Annotated in this window: 24 protein-coding genes; 12 read left to right on the top strand and 12 right to left on the bottom strand. The window is 58.9% G+C overall.

Features of this window, described 5'->3' with window-relative positions:
• The first annotated feature begins 409 nt into the window (after nt 1-409).
• Together RGM2987_RS15785 and RGM2987_RS15780 are read left to right on the top strand one after the other, a co-directional pair.
• On the top strand, nt 410-688 hold the full coding sequence (locus RGM2987_RS15785) for a hypothetical protein (protein ID WP_245142843.1): 279 nt from the start codon (nt 410-412) through the stop codon (nt 686-688).
• On the top strand, nt 685-1,170 hold the full coding sequence (locus tag RGM2987_RS15780; RefSeq protein ID WP_245142840.1) for a PIN domain-containing protein: 486 nt from the start codon (nt 685-687) through the stop codon (nt 1,168-1,170). The genes RGM2987_RS15785 and RGM2987_RS15780 overlap by 4 nt, the downstream gene beginning before the upstream one ends.
• Nucleotides 1,171-1,307: 137 nt before the next feature.
• Here RGM2987_RS15780 and RGM2987_RS15775 read toward each other — a convergent pair whose 3' ends face one another.
• Complete coding sequence (locus RGM2987_RS15775) at nt 1,308-1,700, bottom strand: hypothetical protein (RefSeq protein WP_245142838.1); 393 nt, start codon at nt 1,698-1,700, stop codon at nt 1,308-1,310.
• 13 nt (nt 1,701-1,713) lie between these two features.
• Nucleotides 1,714-3,213 (bottom strand): polymorphic toxin type 44 domain-containing protein, encoded by a 1,500-nt coding sequence (locus RGM2987_RS15770; protein WP_245142836.1) that lies wholly within the window; start codon nt 3,211-3,213, stop codon nt 1,714-1,716.
• A 430-nt stretch (nt 3,214-3,643) separates the two neighbouring features.
• On the opposite strand from RGM2987_RS15770, the gene RGM2987_RS15765 reads away from it, so the two are divergent.
• From RGM2987_RS15765 to tal, 4 genes are all read left to right on the top strand, one after another.
• Entirely contained in the window at nt 3,644-3,964 is a 321-nt protein-coding gene (locus RGM2987_RS15765) for a transcriptional regulator (protein WP_245142834.1), read from the top strand.
• Complete coding sequence (locus tag RGM2987_RS15760; RefSeq protein WP_245142832.1) at nt 3,951-4,262, top strand: helix-turn-helix domain-containing protein; 312 nt, start codon at nt 3,951-3,953, stop codon at nt 4,260-4,262. The genes RGM2987_RS15765 and RGM2987_RS15760 overlap by 14 nt, the downstream gene beginning before the upstream one ends.
• Nucleotides 4,263-4,602: 340 nt before the next feature.
• The gene (gene dusA, locus RGM2987_RS15755; RefSeq protein WP_245142829.1) at nt 4,603-5,598 is read left to right on the top strand and encodes a tRNA dihydrouridine(20/20a) synthase DusA; all 996 of its coding nucleotides are present in this window, start codon (nt 4,603-4,605) and stop codon (nt 5,596-5,598) included.
• A 178-nt stretch (nt 5,599-5,776) separates the two neighbouring features.
• Nucleotides 5,777-6,703, top strand: coding sequence for a transaldolase (gene tal / locus RGM2987_RS15750; RefSeq protein WP_245142827.1), 927 nt, complete (start codon nt 5,777-5,779; stop codon nt 6,701-6,703).
• 163 nt (nt 6,704-6,866) lie between these two features.
• Here tal and rssC read toward each other — a convergent pair whose 3' ends face one another.
• From rssC to RGM2987_RS15735, 3 genes are all read right to left on the bottom strand, one after another.
• The gene (gene rssC / locus RGM2987_RS15745; RefSeq protein WP_003183367.1) at nt 6,867-7,355 is read right to left on the bottom strand and encodes an anti-sigma factor antagonist RssC; all 489 of its coding nucleotides are present in this window, start codon (nt 7,353-7,355) and stop codon (nt 6,867-6,869) included.
• The gene (gene rssB, locus RGM2987_RS15740) at nt 7,355-8,536 is read right to left on the bottom strand and encodes a two-component system response regulator RssB (RefSeq protein WP_245142825.1); all 1,182 of its coding nucleotides are present in this window, start codon (nt 8,534-8,536) and stop codon (nt 7,355-7,357) included. The genes rssC and rssB overlap by 1 nt, the downstream gene beginning before the upstream one ends.
• 345 nt (nt 8,537-8,881) lie before the next feature.
• Entirely contained in the window at nt 8,882-9,571 is a 690-nt protein-coding gene (locus tag RGM2987_RS15735; protein ID WP_245142822.1) for a VacJ family lipoprotein, read from the bottom strand.
• Between the two features lie 201 nt (nt 9,572-9,772).
• On the opposite strand from RGM2987_RS15735, the gene RGM2987_RS15730 reads away from it, so the two are divergent.
• Nucleotides 9,773-10,393, top strand: coding sequence for an HAD family phosphatase (locus RGM2987_RS15730; protein WP_245142820.1), 621 nt, complete (start codon nt 9,773-9,775; stop codon nt 10,391-10,393).
• Nucleotides 10,394-10,502: 109 nt separating this feature from the next.
• A complete protein-coding gene (locus tag RGM2987_RS15725; RefSeq protein WP_245142817.1) occupies nt 10,503-10,769 on the top strand; it encodes a DUF4404 family protein in 267 nt (88 codons plus the stop codon).
• A 226-nt stretch (nt 10,770-10,995) separates the two neighbouring features.
• On the opposite strand, the gene queF is transcribed toward RGM2987_RS15725, so the two are convergent.
• On the bottom strand, nt 10,996-11,826 hold the full coding sequence (gene queF, locus RGM2987_RS15720) for an NADPH-dependent 7-cyano-7-deazaguanine reductase QueF (protein WP_245142814.1): 831 nt from the start codon (nt 11,824-11,826) through the stop codon (nt 10,996-10,998).
• A gap of 61 nt (nt 11,827-11,887) precedes the next feature.
• A complete protein-coding gene (locus RGM2987_RS15715; RefSeq protein ID WP_245142811.1) occupies nt 11,888-12,412 on the bottom strand; it encodes a cupredoxin family protein in 525 nt (174 codons plus the stop codon).
• A gap of 149 nt (nt 12,413-12,561) precedes the next feature.
• Here RGM2987_RS15715 and RGM2987_RS15710 point away from each other — a divergent pair, with 149 nt between their 5' ends.
• Nucleotides 12,562-13,242 carry a heavy metal response regulator transcription factor gene (locus tag RGM2987_RS15710; RefSeq protein ID WP_245142809.1) on the top strand — a complete coding sequence of 227 codons (681 nt, stop codon included), beginning with the start codon at nt 12,562-12,564 and terminating at the stop codon, nt 13,240-13,242.
• Nucleotides 13,239-14,591 (top strand): heavy metal sensor histidine kinase, encoded by a 1,353-nt coding sequence (locus tag RGM2987_RS15705; protein ID WP_245142807.1) that lies wholly within the window; start codon nt 13,239-13,241, stop codon nt 14,589-14,591. The genes RGM2987_RS15710 and RGM2987_RS15705 overlap by 4 nt, the downstream gene beginning before the upstream one ends.
• A 121-nt stretch (nt 14,592-14,712) precedes the next feature.
• Here RGM2987_RS15705 and RGM2987_RS15700 read toward each other — a convergent pair whose 3' ends face one another.
• From RGM2987_RS15700 to RGM2987_RS15690, 3 genes are all read right to left on the bottom strand, one after another.
• Nucleotides 14,713-15,957: a lipoprotein-releasing ABC transporter permease subunit gene (locus RGM2987_RS15700; RefSeq protein ID WP_245142805.1), complete on the bottom strand. Its 1,245-nt coding sequence runs from the start codon at nt 15,955-15,957 to the stop codon at nt 14,713-14,715.
• 63 nt (nt 15,958-16,020) lie between these two features.
• Nucleotides 16,021-16,704, bottom strand: a complete 684-nt coding sequence (gene lolD, locus RGM2987_RS15695) for a lipoprotein-releasing ABC transporter ATP-binding protein LolD (RefSeq protein ID WP_175459445.1) — start codon at nt 16,702-16,704, stop codon at nt 16,021-16,023.
• A gap of 7 nt (nt 16,705-16,711) precedes the next feature.
• Nucleotides 16,712-17,962 carry a lipoprotein-releasing ABC transporter permease subunit gene (locus tag RGM2987_RS15690; protein ID WP_245142802.1) on the bottom strand — a complete coding sequence of 417 codons (1,251 nt, stop codon included), beginning with the start codon at nt 17,960-17,962 and terminating at the stop codon, nt 16,712-16,714.
• 94 nt (nt 17,963-18,056) lie between these two features.
• On the opposite strand from RGM2987_RS15690, the gene RGM2987_RS15685 reads away from it, so the two are divergent.
• Nucleotides 18,057-18,653 carry a PilZ domain-containing protein gene (locus tag RGM2987_RS15685; protein WP_245142799.1) on the top strand — a complete coding sequence of 199 codons (597 nt, stop codon included), beginning with the start codon at nt 18,057-18,059 and terminating at the stop codon, nt 18,651-18,653.
• Entirely contained in the window at nt 18,650-19,372 is a 723-nt protein-coding gene (locus RGM2987_RS15680) for a glycerophosphodiester phosphodiesterase family protein (RefSeq protein WP_109751590.1), read from the top strand. Before RGM2987_RS15685 ends, RGM2987_RS15680 begins: the two co-directional genes overlap by 4 nt.
• A gap of 42 nt (nt 19,373-19,414) precedes the next feature.
• Here RGM2987_RS15680 and sthA read toward each other — a convergent pair whose 3' ends face one another.
• Entirely contained in the window at nt 19,415-20,809 is a 1,395-nt protein-coding gene (gene sthA, locus RGM2987_RS15675) for a Si-specific NAD(P)(+) transhydrogenase (protein ID WP_245142796.1), read from the bottom strand.
• Nucleotides 20,810-21,166: 357 nt separating this feature from the next.
• On the bottom strand, nt 21,167-22,156 hold the full coding sequence (locus tag RGM2987_RS15670) for an FAD:protein FMN transferase (RefSeq protein WP_245142793.1): 990 nt from the start codon (nt 22,154-22,156) through the stop codon (nt 21,167-21,169).
• Between the last annotated feature and the right edge of the window lie 170 nt (nt 22,157-22,326).

Here is a 22,326-nt window from a genome sequence, read left to right as displayed (position 1 = left end):
GGCTGTAGGACTCGATGACAACCGTCGTTACACCAGGGACAGCACCCGTGTTTACTGAGTCTGGACAGGCACCTATGACGGTGGCTCAGGCAATGGTCCGACCTGGCGAGATCGGGTGCAACCGGCCAGTAACGAAAGGCATGGACGTCATCCGGCAGCTCTCTCAGCGGGTACAGCATCGCCTCTACGCCCCGTGCGCAGATTCTGCATATCAGCGGGGCTGACTTCAGCTCCCCTGCCGCTCACCTTCGCTTTCCTGGCTGGTTTGAATGGCCGTCACAGACGCCCAAATCTCAGCGGGTGCCGGACACTGTAATCTCCTGACTGCCTTTATAGGTATGAGGCGCCGCAAGGTGAAGTGCTATGATCAGGGAGCTTACACGTACCCAGACCCGATGAAGGAGCTGAAATGATAGAAGTGAAGGATGCGGTTCAGGTTGCCAAATCGGCAGCAAATGATTTCCTAGGGCAAGAGATGGCGCTCAACGATCTCTTACTCGAAGAAGTCGAGCTCGACAAAGCTAATAGAGCATGGGCGATAACTTTAGGATTCAACGTCCCTGCTGCCCACAAATTTGATCGATTAGGCGCAGCACTAGCCGGGCAGATGTACACGCGAAAATACAAAACCTTCATTATCGATGCGGAGACTGGAGAGTTTCGCTCTATGAAGATCCGTGAAGTATGATTGATGCCTATATAAAGCAATATCGCAAAAAAGGAATTATAGTTGACACCAATCTATTACTACTAGTGATCGCTGGAGGCACACCCAGCATCGTTGACTTTAAGCGTACCAGTGGATATACATCTGACGACTACCTGCTCCTGATTAACGTAATTGATAAATTCGAAAAGCTTATTTCAACACCCCACATTCTCGCAGAGCTGAGCAACCTTACAAACGGCCTATATGGCAAACACCTGCAAGAATTCTACGAAACCTTGAAAAATTCACTATCTTCCATATCTGAAATCCATTGCCCCGCGTTAGATATTTCCAAAGACTTTGAATTGTTTCCTTATGGACTGGCGGATGTAGGAATCATTGCCGCAGCAAAAAACAATTATCTTGTACTCACCGATGACTTAAGGGTTGCCAGCTTCGCCCATCAGCATTGCGTTGACGTTATAAATTTCAATCATCTCAGGGAGGCAAACTGGGGATAATCCAGGCTGATCGAGCTGCCTTTGCGAAGCGTCTATTCTTAGGAAAAGTAGGAAAAGGGGACAAATTCATTAATCTCGGTCCGTCCTTACCAAGTAATCAAAAAAAGACGCCTATGGCGCCTTTTTGGCTTTTGCCCTTAGGGGATATCTGAAATCAGGTCAAACTTAACCTGTTTCCACTCCCCATTGACCTCATAATAAGCAACGTTCCTATATTCATATACCACATCCAAGGTCCTGAGTTTGACCCTCCCGGGTAGAGCTGTACGTACCGCATCAGGACTCTGCGTCACCAGGAACGGGCTAAGTGACTTTACCTTGTTAAGCACCTTGATCGAATCATCATCTTTCTCCATAAGAAAATACCGATAGACAAATGGAACGGTTGCCCCTCCTGAGTCATAAAGAACTTCGTAGACAGCACCGACTGAATCAACTGGCGTCACAGACACTATTCTTGACGGCTCTGGCGAAGCAGGGCTTGTCGTAAAAATATACGCCGCCTGAGCCACACAAATCATTAGCAACATCAAAAACGCCCACTTAGAAGCCTTTAGATTTAGCATAATCTATACCCGCTTTTATCCATATCTGGTCCATGCGATCATCACCATAAGGCGACTGCCCCCACCACTTCCCAAACTCCTCCCTTGAAGTTCCTGCTACGGATTGAGCGGCTCCGGCAGCTCTTAATAGAATCTGCTCCGGAATGCCTGCCGCCGTTCCAGTAGCACCATAATTGAAATTACCAAACTCTTCAAACTCCCTGCCACGCTGTTTATAATCCCAATCACCATTATTTCGAACCTTAGAATAAAATACCCCAAGGACGTAAGCCTCTCCCCCTGCGATAATTTCAGCCGCCTGCCTTAATTTTTTTGCCTCCTCCAAGTTAGCATCCAATTTAACATCAGGAGGCGATAATGGTGGGATACCAGTGGCCGCTCGCTCTTCCGCTTGTTTTTCCTGAGCAGCAATTAATTTTAACAACCTCTGTTCAAGACTCCAAATTTCATCATTTAAAACATCACTTCGATAGGCAGCTTGAATAGCCAAGAGCTCTTGGGCAAATGACACATCAGGATCTATATTTCCATCTCGTGTGCGTTCGAGAAACGCCCTGAGATCTTGATTTTTAAAGTCTATGTCTGAGTGCCTTGCCAATACTGAACCAAGGACTGACAGCTCCCTGCGATTATCGCTTAATACCTGCGTTACTACCTGAATAGCCTTGTTGACCCAGTCGGCAGGTGTAACTATAGAGCCCGAAATGGTTGCGGAAGCGACATCAAGCTTCGATTGCACATTCCTTTCGACATTAGCCTTATCAAAATTGTACTGCTTGACAATCGGCTCTTTCCTTGAGTTGTATTTAGCTGCCCAAGCAATAACGCCTCCCCATACTCTAAAATTTTCCTCCGCTTCCGCCGCCGAAATGGCAGCAGCTAGAGCTTGCGATTTCTCAGTTAATATCCTTACTCGCTCCGCGAGCACCCTTCTTCTATACGCCGCAGCAATGGATTTCAGCCAGTCTTTATAGGTATTCAATGGCGATCGGCCGTTACGCTTACCAAGGATATTTACAAAATCAACTGCCCTTTTCTTCATAGTCCTATCAAACGGACTGCCTCCAAAAAAAGCACTTGCCGTTATTGAACTTGCGGCTAGCTCTGGCACCTCCTTCGCCAAAAGCATAGCAACAACATTTCTTTCAGCCTTCAGCCTATCCAAGGGAAAACGGCCAACAGATCCGACAGCAGCAGTGATTTCTGCGTTTAACTCAGAACTTAATCTAACAAAATAGGTATTATAGGAATCATCAATACTCTTGTTCAGCTGAAAAACTGTAAAAATCACGGTCATCACATTATGCTGACTTGTCACATCCCGCCGCTTGAAAAAACTTTCAAGTTCCGCGACCTCTACAACTTGTCCATTCCAAGGTATTGGCTTTGCAATGATTCCTGAAATAGGTCCCGGAGGATTGGGTAGCGGGCCATCGGGGGTAATAAGCAGCGGCGGTAAATCTAACGTTCCTGTCATTTACTTCTCCAATAACTTTTACAACACTGGTGCATATGATAAACAGCGGATTTGCAGGCCAAATCAGGAATACAGGTCCAGCTCTGATGTCGATGGCTTGACTAATGAAACTGTATAAAAACAGTACAAAACTCAACCCTTTTATGTGTTTTTTGCATATCAAGATGCGACAGGTCTCCCCACCACCCCTGCTTCCATCCCTGATAAACTGTGCTCTCAGCCCTCCCGATTCAGATTTCCCGCTCAACTCTTCCGCCGCTTCTCTGTTGCCCCCATGATGGATTGGGGCTATTAGTCACCAACACCTCCGTAGACATTGGATATCTAGCGTATCGAATTGTCCTCTGTAGCAAATTTCAAGCAACCAGCCTCCCCAACCTAAAGAAGCGGGCTCTTGTATTATCCTACGTCAAAGACGTATGATCCCCGGATGCTCACAATTATCGAATCCCCGTTGTTCACCAAGCTTTGGCCCGATTACTGGACTGAAGAGGAGCGCGGCGCCTTCATGTCCTTCCTGGCCAACAACCCGGATGCCGGAGCGGTGATACCTGGATCAGAGGGTTGCCGTAAAATACGCTGGAGCATGGAGGGTCGCGGCAAAAGCGGAGCAGTGAGGGTCATTTACACCGCGCAACTCGCAAGTGGAGCATTGGTTGCCCTGCTGATCTACGGCAAAGGCGTTACCGAGAACATACCGGCGCATGTCCTGCGCAAAATCGCAAAGGAGATGAATCATGGTCCTGACTGAAAAAGAACTCTTGGCACGCGATGCCAAACGCAACCTAGGCGAAGAACTGCTAGCCGCCATCATTGATGTGAAGGCAGGCCGCCATGGTGAGGTGCATCAGATCGAGGTCACCGAAGCCGCTGAAGCACGCAGCAAAACGGGGCTGTCTCAACCCAAATTCGCAGAACTTCTGGGCGTGTCGGTGCGCACGCTGCAGGAGTGGGAACAAGGGCGCCGCTCACCCTCTGGTGCAGCCAGGTCCCTATTGCACATCGCAGCGCTTCGACCTGATGTGTTCCGCGATGTTCTGGCAAACTAAGCCAACGTCTCCGAATCCGGAATGAGGGATGCAACGCAAAATGATGAATCCCTCTTATAAAGCGCCGTGCTGGGCGCTTGCTTTTGGCTTACCGCGAATGGCCGCACACATCAGCTCCAGTGTTTGAGGTATCCAATTCCGGCATCCACCGGGAACGGGCTCAGACACAATCACCTTAAGCGGCCTGACGAGGTCGGGAAAAGGGAATAGGTTTATTAACCTCGGCTTCCCACTGCGCCGATCGCCAACCAGCGAAGCACGCTGCTCAGTCCTCCTCCAGAACCTCGCCTACCTCATTCCTGTTAAACTGCGGCACTCCGCCTCTCCATCCAGATCCCCGATGCCTCTATACCCAGCCCCCCAGCAACCCTTGTCCCGCCGCTTCAGCGTCGCACCGATGATGGATTGGACTGACCCCCACTGCCGCTACTTCCTACGCATCCTGTCCAAACACGCCCTGCTCTACACCGAAATGGTCACCACCGGTGCCTTGCTCAACGGTGACCACGAACGCTTCCTGCGCCACCACGAATCCGAGCACCCGCTGGCTCTCCAGTTGGGCGGTAGCGTCCCGGCCGATCTGGCGGCTTGCGCGCGCATGGCCCAGGAGCATGGCTATGACGAGGTCAACCTCAACGTCGGCTGCCCCAGCGACCGGGTGCAGAACAACATGATCGGCGCCTGCCTGATGGGGCATCCGCAGTTGGTGGCCGATTGCGTGAAGGCGATGCGTGATGCGGTGTCGATTCCGGTGACGGTCAAGCATCGGATCGGGATCAATGGGCGTGACAGTTATGAGCAGTTGTGTGACTTCGTCGCCACGGTGCGTGACGCCGGTTGCACCAGCTTTACCGTGCATGCGCGGATTGCGATTCTGGAAGGGCTGTCGCCGAAGGAGAACCGCGATATTCCGCCGCTGCGCTATGACGTGGTGGCGCGGTTGAAAGCGGACTTTCCGGAGCTGGAGATCGTACTCAACGGCGGGATCAAGACGCTGGAGGCCTGCCATGAGCATTTGCGGACCTTCGACGGTGTGATGCTGGGCCGCGAGGCGTATCACAACCCGTACCTGCTGGCCGAGGTGGATCAACAGCTGTTCGGCAGCAGCGCGCCTATCATCAGCCGGGCCGAGGCGCTGGCACAGTTGCGGCCTTATATTGCCGATCATCTGGCCGCCGGTGGCGCGATGCATCACATCACCCGCCATGTACTCGGGCTGGGCACGGGTTTTCCGGGGGCTCGGCGGTTTCGGCAACTATTGTCGGTGGATATCCACAAGACCAAGGATCCGTTGGCGCTGCTGGATCAGGCGGGGCAGTTGCTGGAGGGGCGTTAACGGTCACTTGCTTTGAACCTGCGCGCGGTTTTGGCATCGTATCTACCGATACCCGCCCCGGCCTTTCAAACAGCCGTTTTCAGGTTGTTGCCGCCGGGGCCTTCGATACCTCTTCACGCCCTTGAGTGGCTGCCGGCCCTCGGGTAATGTCAACAGACCCATAGGACAGAGCACGCTCATGACTTCCAAGCTGGAACAACTCAAGCAATTCACCACCGTAGTGGCCGACACCGGCGACTTCGAAGCCATCGCCCGCATCAAACCCGTGGATGCCACCACCAACCCTTCCCTGCTGCTCAAGGCCTCGGCCATCGCGGGCTACGCCGAGCAGCTGAACGCCTGCGTGGCGGACTGCAAGGGCGATGTGGGCCTGGCCAGCGACCGTTTTGCCGTGGCGGTCGGGCAAGAAATTCTGAAAGTGATCCCGGGGCGTATTTCCACTGAAGTGGACGCGCGCCTGTCGTTCGACACCGAGGCCATGTTGAAGCGTGCGCATCGTCTGATCGATCTGTATGAAAAGGCCGGCATTGGCCGGGATCGCGTGCTGATCAAGATTGCATCCACCTGGGAAGGCATCCGCGCCGCCGAGCAGTTGGAGCGTGAAGGCATTCAGTGCAACCTGACCCTGCTGTTCTCCTTCGCCCAGGCCGCCGCCTGTGCCGATGCCGGGGTGTTCCTGATCTCGCCGTTCGTAGGCCGTATCTACGACTGGTACAAGAAAGCCAATGGCAGCGACTACACTGGCGCCGACGATCCGGGCGTACAGTCGGTGACGCGCATCTACAACTACTACAAGGCCAACGACTACAAGACCGTGGTCATGGGCGCAAGCTTCCGTAATCTCAACCAGATCGAGCAACTGGCCGGTTGCGACCGCTTGACCGTCAGCCCTGAATTGCTGGAGAAACTGGCGGCCGATGAAGGCAAGCTGGAACGCAAGCTGGCGCCAGGACAAGCCGGGGAAGCCCGCTTGAACCTCAATGAAGCGCAGTTCCGCTGGCTGTCCAACGAGGACGCCATGGCGACCGAGAAACTGGCCGAAGGTATCCGTCAGTTTGCCCGGGACCAGGAGAAGCTGGAGGCGTTGCTGCAAGCCAAGCTTTGAGTGAAACAGAGGCAAACAAAAGGGGCGAACCTTGATGGGTTCGCCCCTTTTTGCTTCTGTGGGAGCGGGCTTGCTCGCGAAGGGGCCTGCACTCCAACATTGATGTAGCCTGTCAGCCCGTCTTCGCGAGCAAGCCCGCTCCCACAAGGGGATTGAGGGGACTTCAGCCGCCCGGGCGCTCCAGCGCGTTGACCAGGTCATGAAAGGCTTCACGATTGGAGTCGTTCAGCCCCATCAGGATCTTGTGCGCTTCCAGCACCTTGATCCGCACCTCTTCTTCGGACTGGTCCTGATCAGGCAGGTCGTCCAGGCATTCAGGGCAAGGCACGGGGTCGCCAACAATGTTGAACACCTGGTCGAAGCCCATTGATTGCAGCAGACGGGTGATGTCGTTGTGGGTGGTGACGACAGTCGGCAGCAAACCGACCTTTTGCCGCGACAGGATCGACAGTTTGGCCAGCAGGCCCAGGGTGGTGCTGTCGATGCTGCGGGTTTCGGTCAGGTCGATCACGATGGCGCTGAAGTTCAGCGCGGTGAAGATCCGCTCAATAGTCGCATCCAGCGCCGAACACAGGGTCAGGCGCACTTCACCGACAAACTTCAGGACAAAGGTGCCGTCCTGCTCGGCGAACTGGATTCTACCGGTACTCATCAAAGGTTCCTGCTCAACACTAACAGGGCGATATCATCCGGCATCTCCCCGAGCGTGGCTAATCCAAACACTTGACGCAAGCCTTCCAGGCTGCCGCCCGCTGCACTCACCCGCTCAGGCAAGGCCGCTTCTTTCTCTTTGAGTGTAGGTTCCGTCAAAAGGTCCAGAATGCCATCAGACATCAGCGTCAGGCTGAACGTCGGAGGCAGTTCCAGCACGTGGTCTTCGTAGGTGGCCTCGTTGAACAGGCCCACCGGCAAACCACGCCCTTCCAGGTAACGCACACTGTCTGGCGTATACAACACAGGCAACGGCAGATGCCCGCCGATGCTATAGGTCAACAAGCCAGTCTCCTCGTCGATGACTCCACCGACCATCGTGACGTGTTTGCCCAGCTTACAACTGATCAGGCCCCGGTTGATATGCCCAAGGACCTCAGAAGGCTTGAACTCGGGCAACGTGCCGTTGCGCTTGGACTCAAACAACAGGCGCGTGGTCATGAATTTCAGCAGCACCGTCACGAATGCCGAAGAAGCACCGTGCCCGGAAACGTCCGCCAGGTAGAACGCTACCCGCCGCTCGTCGACGCGGAAATAGTCGACGAAATCTCCCGACAGGTACAACGACGGGATGATCTGGTGGGCAAAGCGGAAACCGTCGACGGTCCAGGGGCTGACCGGCAGCATGTTCATCTGCACCTGGCGACCGGCGTTCTGGTCTTCCTGCAGCAGGTTCAGGCTGGCTTCCAGCTCGCGGTTGGCGGTTTCCAGTTTTTCGCGGTAGCGCTGGTTTTCCAGCAACAGGCGCGAACGATCCAGGGCCCGGCGCACCGAATGCTCGAGCACCGCCAGGTCTTCAAGAGGCTTGATCAGATAGTCCGCCGCGCCCAGGCGCAAGGCCTCGACCGCGTCGCTCATTACGCCGGCGCCAGAAACGACGATTACCGGGGTCTGCGAGGAAATCTCGGTGACCTGGCGAATGAGTTCGAGTCCGCCCATCTGCGGCATGCGCAGGTCGCAGATGACCAGGTCGGGCTTGTCTTGCTCGAATACCTGAAGACCCTGTTGGCCGTTGCTGGCCTGCTGGACGCTGAAACCACTGTCTTCCAAGTAGGCCGCGAGACTGGCTCGCACCACTTCGTCATCATCGATTATCAGCAGCGTGGCACTGGTTTTTGGCATGTGGGCAAACGGCGCCAGAATTAGGTTGGCGTAGCGGGCTGGGCTGTCTGGCCTGGCACGCACTACTGGATTCGCTTTCTAGCCACTCTGTTCTTACCGTTTTCAGGCCGCGCCTTACACACGATTACATCAGAGGTGCCCTTCTAAGGCGCAGACGGTACTCCCATCCGCGGGGCGTTTCAAGCTCATGCGGATAGCCGCTCGCCGTCTTTATTTGTCAAAGCACAGAGAGTTATAAGAACCGAGCGAAGCGTAACTCAATGAAAGGACCAGTCCGGGGGCGCCCTGCGCAAAAAACACGAAAGGCGGCCTTTTTAGGCCGCCTTCTGGCTTGCCAGGGTCGAATCAGAAGTCGTCCTCGACTTGACCATCCTTGACCTTGAATTCGCGATTTTGCAGGTAGGCATTGCGGATGAACACGTACTTGTCACCGCTGACCATTTTCTCGGCCGAAAGCAGGCTGGCACGGGTGTCGACGATGTTCAGACCGAAGATCGAGTTACGCACCGAAACGTTGTCGATGTAACGATAGGGGCCGGTGTAGCTGTCGACATACTTGGCCGGCGCATCCCGCAGGGTGCTCGGGCCCAGCAGCGGCAGCATCACGTAGGGTCCGCTGCCTACGCCCCAGTAACCCAGGGTCTGGCCGAAATCCTCGTCGCTGCGCTGCAATCCCATCTGGGTGCCGACGTCGAAGAACCCCAGCAGGCCGAAGGTGGTGTTGAAGATCAGCCGGGCAGTGTCGACCCCGGCGGCGGCCGGTTTGGCCTGCAGCACGTTATTGGCCAGGTTGCCGACGTCACCGATGTTGCGGAACATGTTGTGGATGCCGTCTTCGAGAAACTGCGGCGTCACGTACTGATAACCCTGGGCCAGCGGCTTGAGGGCATAGGTATCCAGGGTGTCGTTGAAGGTGAAGATCGGACGGTTGATACTTTCCCAAGGATCTTCCTCCGTGGCGGCCTGGGCAGCGAACGGAACCAGCAGGACGCTGGCGGAAAGACACAGCTGAGCTAGATGATGGCTCCAGCGCATAAGGGAGAACTCCTTGGTTTATTCAGGCAAGGGCGCCGAGCCCAGGCGGTAAGATGGCTAGTATAAGACGGAACGCGCGGATAGGCAGCACCGAAAAGAAGCGCGCCGTAGGACGTTTCCGCTAGCCAAGCGCAGTCACTCCACTGTCATTGGACTGTCATTAAGGGCCGGTAGGCTGGCGTTTATTTCAAGGACGTCCCCATGCCCCGCGCCGAAGCCCTGCCCCTCCCCGCGCCCAGCCTGACCGCCGTACTGTTTGGCCTGAGTGGATGCCTGGTGGATTTCGGAGCACGGGTTCGACAACCGGGAGCCGCACCGGCCGAACACGCGCAACCGACCCCGGGGGCGCTGGACAGCCTGCACCGCCTGCAACTTCAAAAGATCCCCTGCGCCTGGCTGGACGAATTGCCACCGGCGGTCAGCCATGCCCTGGCGGCTTCGCTGCCAGGTTGGATCAAACCGCCGCAACTTCCTGCAACAAATTATCCATGGCCGGCCCCCCACGCTTGCTGGCAAGCGCTGATGGCATTGAATGTCCAGCAACTGGACGGCTGTGTATTGGTCAGTGGCGAACCTCGCCTATTGCAGTCGGGACTCAACGCCGGCCTGTGGACCATCGGGCTGGCCTCCTGCGGCTCGCTGTGCGGCCTCACGCCCGGTGAATGGCAAGCGTTGAGCCAACAGGAAAGGGAAACCAGACGTGCCAAGGCGACGGTGCAATTGTTCAGCCTGGGCGTGCACTCGGTCATCGATCACCTGGGCGAACTCGACACCTGCCTGGCAGACATCAACCTGCGTCGGTTCAAAGGCGAGAAGCCATGACTGGGATCATGCAGGGCGCTTGAGGGTGGATTACTCTTAAGGCAAGCCACGGACTTTTACCGCACCGTCGCGGTCCATGGCTGTGCCTATCCATAAAGGGAGTACGTCAATGCCTGCCCGCCGCGAACTGCAAGAACAACTCGATACCCTGCGCGAGCAATTGGACCAGACCCCGCCACTGTCTGAGCCGGAGCGCGAACACCTACATCAGTTGATGGCTCAGATCGAAGCTGAAATCCAGCTGGAAAACCAGCTTCAGGACACCAACCTGGTCGACGGCGTGAACCTTGCCGTGGAAAGCTTCGAATTGAAGCACCCCGCCATTGCGGGAACCCTGCGCAACATTGTGCTGACGCTGGGCAATATCGGGATTTGAATGGCAGAGAAGCCCGCTATTGATAGTGGGCTTCACTTTTATCCCTGCGCTCCCACAATGAATCCGGGGTGAATACAAATCTTATGTTCAACCCCACGCCCCTGTGGGAGCGGGCTTGCCCGCGAAGACGGAGGCACATTCAACCTATGTGCTGACTGACCCAACGCTTTCGCGAGCAAGCCCGCCCCCACAATTGGATTGGGTACAGCCGCAAGAAACAGTAACGTTACTGGCGCACCAACCGATGGTTCGGCAACTGCTCCGCTTCCGTGCTGCGATACGGATTGATATCCAACCCACCCCGCCGCACATACCGCGCATACACCGTCAACGTCTCAGGCTTGAGCAAGCGCTGCAGGTCGAGAAAAATCCGCTCCACACATTGCTCATGGAAATCCGAATGCTGGCGGAAGCTGACGATGTAGGCCAACAGGCTCGCATGATCCAGCGCCGCGCCGCGATAGTGCACCGCCACGCTGCCCCAGTCCGGCTGGCTGGTCACCGGGCAATTGGATTTGAGCAAATGGCTGTGCAGGCTTTCCTCGACGACACGCGATTCATCACACCGCAGTAGTTCCGGACGCGGGTGCTCGTAGGAATCGACGCTGATGTCCAGATCGTCGATACACACGCCGGGCAACGCGACAACGCCCTCGTTTTCCACGTCCTTGAGATTGCGGATCCGCACGCCAACCGGCTTGCCGGCGGCCGCCGACAGATCCTGGCGCAGGGTCGCCTCCAGGCTCGCGGTATCAGCGAATGGGGTCTGGTTCAGTGAGTTGAGGTACAACTTGAAGGATTTGGATTCGATGATGTTCGGCGAGTCCGCCGGGATCGCGAACTCACCGATGGCTACCACCGGCTTGCCAGACGGCAACAGCCAGGACAGCTCGAAACAGTTCCAGAAATCCACGCCCTTGTACGGCAGCGTGTCGGCCGTCAGCCCCAGTTCCGCCCATTTCGCGGTGCGCGGGATCGGGAACAGGAGTGACGGTGTGTAGGTCGCGACGTATTCGCTGGATTTGCCCAGCGGCGAATGTTCGGCTGCGGGATGCATGACGGAAACCTGACTGAAGAATCAGCGGATTCTAACAGCCTTTGCCGCAGCCTTTGAGCGCTTACTGACTGACAGTCAAATCGCCTTTCATACCGGCCTGGTAATGCCCGGGCACATTGCAGGCGAATTCCAGGCGGGTGGCCTTGGTGAACGTCCAGGTCAGCTCGGACGTCTTGCCCGGCTCCACCAATACACTATTGGGGTCGTCGTGGCCCATGCCGGCCTGATCGTGCCCCATGGCCCCATGCTCCATGCCGGCCTTCATCGCCGTCGGCGTCAGTTGGCCGTCCTGTTGCATCTGCTGCATTTGCTGTTGGTGTTCGGTATGCATCGCGGCGTTGCCCAGGTTGAATTCGTGGAGCAACTGCCCTTTGTTGATCAGTACGAAACGAACCGTCTCGCCCGCCTTCACTTCAAGGGCACCGGGATTGAACGTCATGTCGCCCATCACCACATCGATGCTGCGACTGGCCTTGGCTGCCGGAGCTGGCTGGCCGAATTCAAAATGCTGGCCGGGCGATGCCCACGACGACGCAGTGAACAACAGCGCACAAGCGGCCAGGACCCAAGGTTTTCCCATCAACATGTTCGTACTCCAACCGGATAAGCTTGGGAAACCTTACCGTGGCGTGGCTGCCATCCGACTGACAGCATGATTACAACTTTGTCAGCTTGCGCCGTAGCCCAGCCCGCCAAGGTATAACGCCCACGTCCGAACCATCCCTTGAGCCCGCCATGAAACTGCTGATCGTCGAAGACCAAACGAAAACCGGCCAATACCTGCGCCAGGGCTTGAGTGAAGCAGGGTTCAACGCCGATCTGGTGGCCGATGGCATCACTGGCCAGCAACTGGCCTTGAGCGGTGACTATGCGCTGTTGATCCTCGACGTGATGCTACCGGGTCGCGATGGCTGGCAGATTCTGCAAGCCGTCCGCGGTGCCGGCCTGGAGACGCCGGTGCTGTTCCTCACGGCGCGGGACGCGGTGCAGGATCGGGTGCACGGCCTGGAATTGGGTGCCGATGATTACCTGGTCAAACCGTTTGCCTTCTCCGAGTTGCTGGCCCGGGTGCGCAGCCTGCTGCGCCGGGGCAGCTCGATGCAGCAGGAAACGAGTCTGCAACTGGCGGACTTGCGCCTGGACCTGATGCGCCGCCGCGTTGAGCGCAGTGGCCGACGCATCGACCTCACCGCCAAGGAATTCGCCTTGCTGGAATTGCTCCTGCGCCGCCAGGGTGAAGTGCTGCCCAAGTCGCTGATCGCCTCCCAGGTTTGGGACATGAATTTCGACAGCGACACCAATGTCATCGAAGTCGCGATCCGGCGCCTGCGACTCAAGATTGACGACGATTTCCCCGGCAAACTGATCCACACCGTGCGGGGCATGGGCTATGTGCTTGAGGAGCGCAGCCTGTGACGGGCCGCTGGTCGCTGAGCAGCCGTCTGGCGCTGCTGTTTGCCGCCTGCACCGCCGTGGTGTCGCTGTTTGCCGGGGTGTCGTTCAGCCGTAGCAGCGAGGCGCATTTCATTGAGCTGGACCAGCAACTGCTCGAAGGCAAGCTGATCGGCCTGCGCCGCGCCCTGCAAGACCTCGACGCCGGGCAGACGCAACGCCGCCTGGAAGATGAATTGAGCCGCCAGGCCGACCTGGCCCTGCGCGTCAAAGGCAGCGACGGGGTGCGCTGGTATGACAGCTCGATCCGGATTCCGGCCCGGTTGCCGGAAACGCCCGGCCTCGCCACCCTCAATGATGGCGACGTTGATTATCGCGTGTTGAACGCGCCGCTCTTTCCCGACCGCCCAGGCTCGCCACAACTGACGCTGCTGCTGGACATCACCCATCACCAGCACTTCCTGCAACGGATGCAGCGCCTGATCTGGCTGACCGTCGGTCTATCGGCGCTGGCCACCGCCCTGCTTGGCGCCTGGGCGGCTCGCCGCGCCTTGCGTCCATTGCGCCGCATGGGGGCGATTGCCGGCAGCGTCTCGGCCCGCTCCCTCAACGCCCGGCTGCCGGAAGAGCAAATGCCTACGGAACTGGCGGAATTGGCCCACAGCATCAACGCCATGCTCGCACGCCTGGACCATGCGTTTCAGCGGCTATCGGCGTTCTCCGCCGACATCGCCCATGAGTTGCGCACGCCCTTGTCGAACCTGCTGACCCATACCCAGGTCACCCTCACCCGCGAGCGCTCGCCGGAGGATTACCGCGAGGCGCTGCACAGTAATCTGGAAGAACTGCAATGGATGGCGCAACTGGTCAACGACATGCTCTACCTGGCCAAGGCCGACCATGGCCTGCTGGCGCCGAATCGCGAAGCGCTGGAGTGTGCAGAGGAAGTGGACGTGCTGCTGGAGTTCTTCGCGCCCCTGGCCGAGGACGCCGATGTCCGCTTGAACCGCGAGGGCGACGGCCGCCTGCAGGGTGACCGCAATATGTTGCGCCGGGCTCTCTCCAACCTGTTGGACAACGCCCTACGCTTCACCCCCGAGGGCGGCGTTGTGCAGGTGCGGATTATCGACGGGGCCGAAGTAGTCAACGTCAGCGTAGAGAACAGCGGCGCAGGGATCCCGGAGGACTTGCTGCCACGCCTGTTCGACCGTTTCTACCGCGCCGACCCAGCCCGCCAGGAAGGCAGCAGCGAGCATGCCGGACTGGGCCTGGCGATCACCCGCTCGATCATCCGCGCCCATGGTGGGGAGATCCGCTGTGAATCAGCCGATGGCTGGACGCGCTTTCTGATCGAGTTGCCGAAGCAAGATTGAGCGGACGCAACCCCCTGTGGCGAGGGAGCTTGCTCCCGCTGGGCTGCGTAGCGGCCCCGTTTGTGAGCGCTTCGCACTCAAGCGGGAGCAAGCTCCCTCGCCACGGAGCGCTGCGCCGGGCTCAGGAATACCGCAACGCCTGCGCCGGTTCGATCTTCGCCGCGCGCCAGGCCGGGTACACGGTGGCCAGGAAGCTCAGGATGAACCCGGCGGAGCAGATCAACACCACGTCGCCGCGCTGCAGCTCCGAAGGCAGGTTGCTGACAAAGTACACATCGGAACTGAAGATGTGCTGGCCGCTGACCCGTTCCAACCAGCCCACCAGCTCACTGACGTTCAACGCCGCAATCACCCCCAGCACGCCGCCGATGAGCGTGCCGACGATGCCGATCACCGTCCCCTGGACCATGAAGATCGCCATGATCTGCCGGGGCGTGGCGCCGATGGTGCGCAAAATCGCGATGTCCGCGCCCTTGTCGTTCACCACCATGATCAAGGTGGCGATGATGTTGAACGCCGCCACCGCGACGATCATCAGCAACAACAGGCCAATCATGGTTTTTTCCATTTTCATGGCGCTGAACAGGCTGCCCTGGGTGTGCGTCCAGTCATCGGCCTTGTAGTCGGCACCGAGGCCGGTGGCGATGTCACCGGAAACCTTCGGCGCCGCGTACAGATCCTTCACGGCCAGGCGCACGCTCTGTACCTGGTTCGGCTGCCAGTGCTGCATCTGCGCCGCGTCGGCCACATGGATCAACGCCATGGAGCCGTCCAGCTCCGCGCCAACCTTGAACACGCCCACCACGTTCAGCCGCTGCATCCGCGGGGTAATCCCGCCAGGCGCAGTGCTGACTTCCGGCACGATCAGGGTCAGTTTGTCGCCCACGTTCAGGCGAAACCGCCGGGCGGTGATCTCACCGATCACCACGCCAAACTCACCCGGTTTCAAGGCATCGAGACGCCCCTGGACAATGTGCTGGGCAACGATCGACACCTTACCTTCCTGGGCCGGGTCGATGCCGCTGATCTGGATCGGCTGCATCGAGCCCTTATGACTGAGCATGCCTTCCAGCTCGGTGAACGGCACGGCGGCGGTCACCTCAGGATTTTTCAGCGCCGCGGCGGCCACCGGCTGCCAATCGTCGATCGGGTTGACGCCGACGATGGTCGCGTGGGGCACCATGCCCAGGATGCGCGAACTCATTTCACGCTGGAAGCCGTTCATCACCGACAGCACCACGATCATCGCCAGCACGCCCAGGGCGAGGCCGATCATCGACGTCATGGAGATGAACGAAACGAAGCGATTGCGACGCTTGGCGCGGGTATAGCGCGTGCCGATAAAGATCGATAACGGTCTGAACATTCGCGGGGCACCGTAAAAAGATAAAAGACCCGGCGCTTGCAGCAAACGCCGGGTTGCGGTCGGTCAGATGGGTGTCAGGCAACCTTCCTGCAAGTGCAGGACGCGGTCCATCTGCCGGGCCAGGTTCATGTCGTGGGTTACCACCAGGAACGCCGTGCGCATCGAGGTGCTGAGTTCCAGCATCAGGTCCTGGATACCCTGGGCGGTGTGGGAGTCGAGGTTGCCGGTCGGCTCATCGAGCATCACCAGGCCTGGCTTGTTGACCAGCGCCCGGGCAATCGCCACGCGTTGGCGCTCGCCACCCGACAGCTCCGCCGGCTTATGCTCCAGGCGATGGCCCAGCCCTACCCGCTCCAGCAACGCCGTGGCGCGCTGACGGGCTTCGGGAATCGCCGTGCGACCGATCAGCAGCGGCATGCAGACGTTTTCCAGTGCAGTGAACTCGGGCAGCAGATGGTGGAACTGGTAGACAAAGCCCAGGGAGCGATTGCGCAACAGGCCACGGGCCTTTTCGTTCAATGCCGAGAGCTCTTCGCCGGCCAGCCAGACGCTGCCTGTGGTCGGCGTATCGAGGCCGCCAAGCAGGTTCAGCAAGGTACTCTTGCCCGAGCCGGAAGTACCGACAATCGCTACGCGCTCGCCAGGATGCAGTTCCAGCTGCAAGCCCGACAATACCACCACCGATTCCGGGCCCTCCTCGTAGGATTTGCCCAGGTTGCGGCAGCTCAAGATCGCTTTTTCACTCATGCCCGACTCACTCATAACGTAACGCCTCCGCCGGCTGGGTGCGCGCGGCACGCCAGGCAGGATACAGGGTGGCGAGGAAACTCAGGACCAACGCGGCGCCGCAGACCATCAACACATCGTCCGCCTGCAATTGCGACGGCAGGTAGTCGATGAAGTACACGTCGGCGTTGAGAAACTTGTGTCCGATCAGGCCTTCGAGGCCGGCAATCGCGGCGCTGACGTTCAACGCGGCAAACATGCCAACCAGCGCGCCGGCCAGCGTGCCAATCACGCCGATCACCGTGCCCTGGACCATGAAAATGCGCATGATCTGCCCGGGCGTGGCGCCCAGGGTGCGCAGGATCGCGATGTCGCCCTTCTTGTCGTTCACCACCATCACCAGCGTGGAAATGATGTTGAAGGCCGCGACGGCGACGATCAGCAGCAACAGCAGGCCGATCATGGCTTTTTCCATGCGGATGGCCTGGTAGAGGTTGCCGTGGGTCCGGGTCCAGTCACGGGCGTAGTAGCGGTCCTCGCCAAGTTGCTGGGCGATGGTCCACGCCGCACGCGGCGCCTGGAACAGGTCGTCGAACTTCAAGCGCAAACCCTGGACCTGGTCGGCTTTCCAGCGATGCAGGCGCGCCAGATCTTCAAGATTGGTCACGCCCAGGTAACCGTCCAGCTCACCGGCGCCGACATGGAAAATGCCCACCACGGTGAAACGCTTCATGCGCGGGAACATGCCGCCCGGCGTTACGGTGACCTCCGGCGCGACGAAGGTCAGCTTGTCACCGATGGACGCGCCGAGCTTGGCCGCCGCCTTGTCACCGATGACGATGCCGAAGCTGCCCGGCGCCAGGTCGTCGAGTTTGCCCTGCTGCATGAAGTTATCGATGATCGACACCTGCCGCTCGAGCGTGGGATCGATGCCATTGAGCAACACTTTGGAGACCTTGCCATTGTTGGTCAGCAGGCCCTGCATCTGGGTGAACGGCGCAACGGCCAGTACCTGCCGGTTCTGCTTGACCTTGGCGGCCAGGCTCGGCCAATCGCTGATGGCCTCGCCGGTTTCGAGGGTCGCGTGGGGCACCATGCCCAGCACGCGGGTGCGCATCTCATGATCGAAGCCGTTCATCACCGACAGCACGACAATCATCACGACCACGCCGAGGGCCAGGCCGATGATGGATGTCAGGGAAATGAACGATACGAAATGATTGCGGCGTTTTGCACGGGTATAACGCGTGCCGATGAATACGAAGAGTGGTCTGAACATGTCGGGGCTTGTTCGGAGGGAAAAGGAACGTCCTTGTGGCGGGGGTCACAAACCAGCTTTACACTCAGACCACCGCCGCTACCATGGGTTCGCCATGTCGACATTAGATGAAGAAGATCGCCGCGAATACTACCGTATCGAGGACATGATCGCACTGGAAATTCGGCCCCTGTCCATTCCAGAAGCCGCCGGCCTGGAAGTGTTGCAGGATGCTTCCCCACTGTTCAATCTGCTCAGTGAACTGCACCTGAGCGAATTCGAGTCCCAGCACCTGCTGCGCCAGATCAGCGAGCGCGAGCGCAGCATCGCGGCGTACCTCAAGGTGATGAACAAACGCATCGACCTGCTCAGCCAGGTCATCGCCCTGACGGTGCTCGGTGAGATCGGCGAACCGCAGCCGGTGATCATTTCCGAAGGCGGCATCGACTTCCAGTACCCAACGCCGGTCGCCGTCGGCTCGCACCTGTCGGTCAAACTGGTGCTGATGCCCCAAGCGCTCGGGCTTTTGCTTCGGGCCCGTGTCACCCACTGCGATCCCAAGGGCGACGGCTTTGACGTGGGCACCGAGTTCGAACGCCCGACCGACGCCCAGCGCCAGTTGCTGGCGCGCTACATCCTGCAGAAACAGGCGCAAGAACGACGCCTGGCCCGGGAACTGAACGAATCAGGTATCAATAAGGAAGAACCGTGACCCTCATTTATGGCCACCGCGGCGCCAAGGGCGAAGCACCGGAAAATACCCTGACCGGTTTTCAGGAGTGTCTCAAGCACGGCGTGCGCCGTTGCGAACTGGACCTGCACCTGTCCATGGACGGCGAGTTGATGGTGATCCACGACCCGACCCTCAAGCGCACTACGGATCGTCGCGGCAAGGTGGTGGAACATTCCGCCGCCGAGTTGGTGACCTACGATGCGCGCAAGGGTGGCCCGGGCTGGATCAAGCCATGCCCGATCCCGCGCCTGGAAGAGTTGTTCGAGAAATGTGATTTCGAGCATTGGCAACTGGAGGTCAAAAGCGCTTCGCGCACCCGCGCTGCCGCAACGGTGCTGGGGATCCGCGAAATGGCCCAGCGTTTCGGACTGCTGGACAAGATCACCATCACCTCCAGCTCACGGGAAGTGCTCAAGGCCGCCCTGGACCTGACCCCGGACATTTCTCGCGGGCTGGTGGCCGAATACGCCTGGCTCGACCCGTTGAAGGTCGCCCAGAGCTATGGCTGCGAGATCCTGGCATTGAACTGGACCCTGTGCACGCCGGAGCGCCTGGCCAAGGCGCAGCGCCAGGGCTTGCATGTGTCGGTGTGGACGGTCAACGAACCCGCGCTGATGCGCAGGCTCGCCGACTTTGGCGCTGACAGCCTGATTACAGACTTTCCCGGTTTGGCCACCGCCACCCTCGAGAATTGCTGAAATCGGTCTCCCCGGCCGGCTCAGGCCACCGGCCGGAGCCGCTCAAAAAAGCCGGTTGAGCCCGTCGTAGGCCGCTACCCGATAGGCTTCGGCCATGGTCGGGTAGTTGAACGTGGTGTTGACGAAATACTTCAGGGTGTTCAACTCGCCCGGCTGGTTCATGATCGCCTGGCCGATATGGACGATCTCCGAAGCCTGGTAACCGAAGCAGTGCACACCCAGCACTTCCAGCGTTTCGCGGTGGAACAGGATCTTCAACATGCCTTGCGGCTCACCGGCGATCTGCGCCCGCGCCATGCTCTTGAAGAAGGCCTTGCCCACTTCATAGGGTACCTTGGCCTGGGTCAGCTCCTGCTCGTTCTTGCCGATGGAACTGATCTCCGGAATCGTGTAGATACCGGTCGGTACGTCGTTGACGAAGCGCCAGCTGCCGTTGTCAACGATGCTGCCGGCGGCCGAGCGACCCTGGTCGTGGGCGGCACTGGCCAGGCTCGGCCAGCCGATCACGTCACCGGCGCCGTAGATGTTAGGCACGCAGGTGCGGTAGTTCTCGTCGACTTCGATCTGGCCGCGGCTGTTGACCTTCACGCCGATGTTTTCCAGGCCCAGGGTGTCGGTGTTGCCGGTGCGACCGTTGCACCAGAGCAAGGCGTCGGCCTTGATCTTCTTGCCGGACTTGAGGTGCAGGATCACGCCGTTATCCACGCCTTCGACACGCTCATAGTCTTCGTTGTGGCGCACCGTGATGTTGTTGTTGCTGAAGTGATAGCTCAGGGCCTGGGAGATTTCCGAGTCCAGGAAGCTGAGCAACTGGCCGCGGTTATCCACCAGTTCCACCAGCACCCCCAGACCACTGAAGATCGAGGCGTATTCGCAACCGATCACGCCCGCGCCGTAGACGATGAGTTTACGTGGGGTGTGGCCCAGGCTCAGGATGGTGTCGCTATCATAGATACGGGCGTGGTTGAAATCGATGTCGGCCGGGCGATACGGGCGCGAGCCGGTGGCGATGATGATGTGCTTGGCCACCAGCTTCTCGACCACGCCATTGCCGCAGACCACTTCGACGGTCTGCTCGTCGGCGAAACTGCCGGTGCCGAAGAACACGTCGACCCGGTTACGGGCGTAGTAGCCGGTACGCGAGGCGACCTGCTTGGAAATCACCTTCTCGGCGCTCTTGAGCACGTCAGGAAAGGAAAACCAGCGCGGTTCGCCGATGGCCCGGAACATCGGGTTGGTGTTGAACTGCATGATCTGCCGCACCGAGTGACGCAAGGCCTTGGACGGGATGGTACCCAAGTGGGTGCAGTTGCCGCCGACCTGCCGACGGCTGTCGACCATCGCCACCTTGCGCCCTGCCTTGGCGGCGTTCATTGCCGCGCCCTCCCCAGCCGGGCCGGAACCCAGTACCACCACGTCGTAGTTGTAGACAGCCATGCGTACTCCTCAGAACAGGCCGTGGCACCGACTAGGGTACCGACGGCTAAATCACGTCGGGTTGCGACATGAAGGAACAATTTTCAGGCCGGTTCACGAGCCCGGCCACAGTCTATAGAAGCGTCAACGCCGCGCACATTACCCCTTGGTCGCGTCAGAGGCTAGTTTTGCCTGCGCTATTTCGCCACACCTACGCTTTCACCAGCCTGTCATCGCAAGCCGGAAATTGCCTAAGTCACCGTGGCGAGGGAGCTTGCTCCCGCTTGAGTGCGAAGCACTCACAAAAGAGGGCTGCTGCGCAGCCCAGCGGGAGCAAGCTCCCTCGCCACGGGCCATCTGCAACCAACGTTGCTGTCATCATTGGGTTTTCCCGCTACTTATCCGTTCAAACGCATCGTTCGTCCGGGTGACAAACCGCTCACCATCACGCAGCACGAAAAATACCCCAATGCCGTGTTTTTCGGCATAGTCCCAGCCCCGTTCAGGCCCGAGAATCAGCAACAGCGTCGATAGTTCATCGGCCATCAACGCCGAAGGATGAATCACCGTGACTGACGCCAGGTTGTGTAGGACCGGTGCACCGGTGCGTGCGTCGAAGGTGTGGGAATAACGTGCGCCGTCCTGCTCGAAGTAACGCCGGTAATCACCGGACGTCGAAACCCCGTAGCCATCGACCTCGATCACCCGCTCGGCCACTTGGCGGTCGTCCCGGGGCTCTTCCAGGGCGACGCGCCAGGCCGAGCCATCGGGCTTGCGGCCGACGGCCTTGAGTTCGCCGGTGGCTTCGGCCAGGTAGCTGTCGATGCCCAGGGCCTGGAGCCTGGCGGCGATCCGGTCGACCGCATAGCCGGCGGCGATGCTGTTGAAGTCGACTTCCACGGCGGCATCCTTGCACAGCCGGTCGCCGTCGATGCGCAAATGTCCGTGGCCTACGCGCTGCCGCACCCGGGCCAGGGCTTCGGCGCTCGGCACGCTTTCCTCCCGAGACTGTGGGCCGAACCCCCACAGGTTCAGCAGCGGCTCCACCGTCAGGTCAAAGGCGCCGTCACTCTGCAAGGACAGTTGCTCGCCCACGCGGATCAACTCCAGCACCGCACCGGGCATGACCTGGCAACTGTTGGCCGGCAGCGCGTTGAATCGCTCGATGTCGGAGTCGCTGCGGTAGGTCGAGAACTGCCGGTCGACGTCGACGAGGATAGTTTCCACCTCGGCCCGCACCGCCTTCGGACCGGGCGTGGCGGCATGCCTGACGTATTGGATGGAATAGCGGCTGCCCATGGTCGGGCCGTCGAAACGTTCCAAGGTGTCGCCGTAGCCGCAGCCGGACAGAACGCCCACCAAAACCACAAGCCCTCCCCACCGTCCAGTTAACAAATCTTCATCTCCCCTTAAAACCACGACGGCCATTATGGGCTTCAGCACCCGCAGCTGCGAGGCTCGTATACCGCGTACCTGTGGGAGCGGGCTTGCTCGCGAATGCGGAGGGTCAGTCACCAAAGATGTCGAGTGAAGGATCG

Origin of the sequence: Pseudomonas sp. RGM2987, assembly GCF_022952855.1 — a bacterium.
GTDB lineage: Bacteria > Pseudomonadota > Gammaproteobacteria > Pseudomonadales > Pseudomonadaceae > Aquipseudomonas.
Note: the sequence above shows the minus strand (reverse complement) of the source record. Positions and strands in the feature narration are given on the sequence as shown.

Excerpts from the sequence above, each read along its gene's own strand:
- RGM2987_RS15785 (WP_245142843.1), top strand. The coding sequence starts at position 410 with ATGATAGAAGTGAAGGATGCGGTTCAGGTTGCCAAATCGGCAGCAAAT.
- RGM2987_RS15780 (WP_245142840.1), top strand. The coding sequence starts at position 685 with ATGATTGATGCCTATATAAAGCAATATCGCAAAAAAGGAATTATAGTT.
- RGM2987_RS15775 (WP_245142838.1), bottom strand. The coding sequence starts at position 1,700 with ATGTTGCTAATGATTTGTGTGGCTCAGGCGGCGTATATTTTTACGACA.
- RGM2987_RS15770 (WP_245142836.1), bottom strand. The coding sequence starts at position 3,213 with ATGACAGGAACGTTAGATTTACCGCCGCTGCTTATTACCCCCGATGGC.
- RGM2987_RS15765 (WP_245142834.1), top strand. The coding sequence starts at position 3,644 with ATGCTCACAATTATCGAATCCCCGTTGTTCACCAAGCTTTGGCCCGAT.
- RGM2987_RS15760 (WP_245142832.1), top strand. The coding sequence starts at position 3,951 with ATGGTCCTGACTGAAAAAGAACTCTTGGCACGCGATGCCAAACGCAAC.
- dusA (WP_245142829.1), top strand. The coding sequence starts at position 4,603 with ATGCCTCTATACCCAGCCCCCCAGCAACCCTTGTCCCGCCGCTTCAGC.
- tal (WP_245142827.1), top strand. The coding sequence starts at position 5,777 with ATGACTTCCAAGCTGGAACAACTCAAGCAATTCACCACCGTAGTGGCC.
- rssC (WP_003183367.1), bottom strand. The coding sequence starts at position 7,355 with ATGAGTACCGGTAGAATCCAGTTCGCCGAGCAGGACGGCACCTTTGTC.
- rssB (WP_245142825.1), bottom strand. The coding sequence starts at position 8,536 with ATGCCAAAAACCAGTGCCACGCTGCTGATAATCGATGATGACGAAGTG.
- RGM2987_RS15735 (WP_245142822.1), bottom strand. The coding sequence starts at position 9,571 with ATGCGCTGGAGCCATCATCTAGCTCAGCTGTGTCTTTCCGCCAGCGTC.
- RGM2987_RS15730 (WP_245142820.1), top strand. The coding sequence starts at position 9,773 with ATGCCCCGCGCCGAAGCCCTGCCCCTCCCCGCGCCCAGCCTGACCGCC.
- RGM2987_RS15725 (WP_245142817.1), top strand. The coding sequence starts at position 10,503 with ATGCCTGCCCGCCGCGAACTGCAAGAACAACTCGATACCCTGCGCGAG.
- queF (WP_245142814.1), bottom strand. The coding sequence starts at position 11,826 with ATGCATCCCGCAGCCGAACATTCGCCGCTGGGCAAATCCAGCGAATAC.
- RGM2987_RS15715 (WP_245142811.1), bottom strand. The coding sequence starts at position 12,412 with ATGTTGATGGGAAAACCTTGGGTCCTGGCCGCTTGTGCGCTGTTGTTC.
- RGM2987_RS15710 (WP_245142809.1), top strand. The coding sequence starts at position 12,562 with ATGAAACTGCTGATCGTCGAAGACCAAACGAAAACCGGCCAATACCTG.
- RGM2987_RS15700 (WP_245142805.1), bottom strand. The coding sequence starts at position 15,957 with ATGTTCAGACCGTTATCGATCTTTATCGGCACGCGCTATACCCGCGCC.
- lolD (WP_175459445.1), bottom strand. The coding sequence starts at position 16,704 with ATGAGTGAAAAAGCGATCTTGAGCTGCCGCAACCTGGGCAAATCCTAC.
- RGM2987_RS15690 (WP_245142802.1), bottom strand. The coding sequence starts at position 17,962 with ATGTTCAGACCACTCTTCGTATTCATCGGCACGCGTTATACCCGTGCA.
- RGM2987_RS15685 (WP_245142799.1), top strand. The coding sequence starts at position 18,057 with ATGTCGACATTAGATGAAGAAGATCGCCGCGAATACTACCGTATCGAG.
- sthA (WP_245142796.1), bottom strand. The coding sequence starts at position 20,809 with ATGGCTGTCTACAACTACGACGTGGTGGTACTGGGTTCCGGCCCGGCT.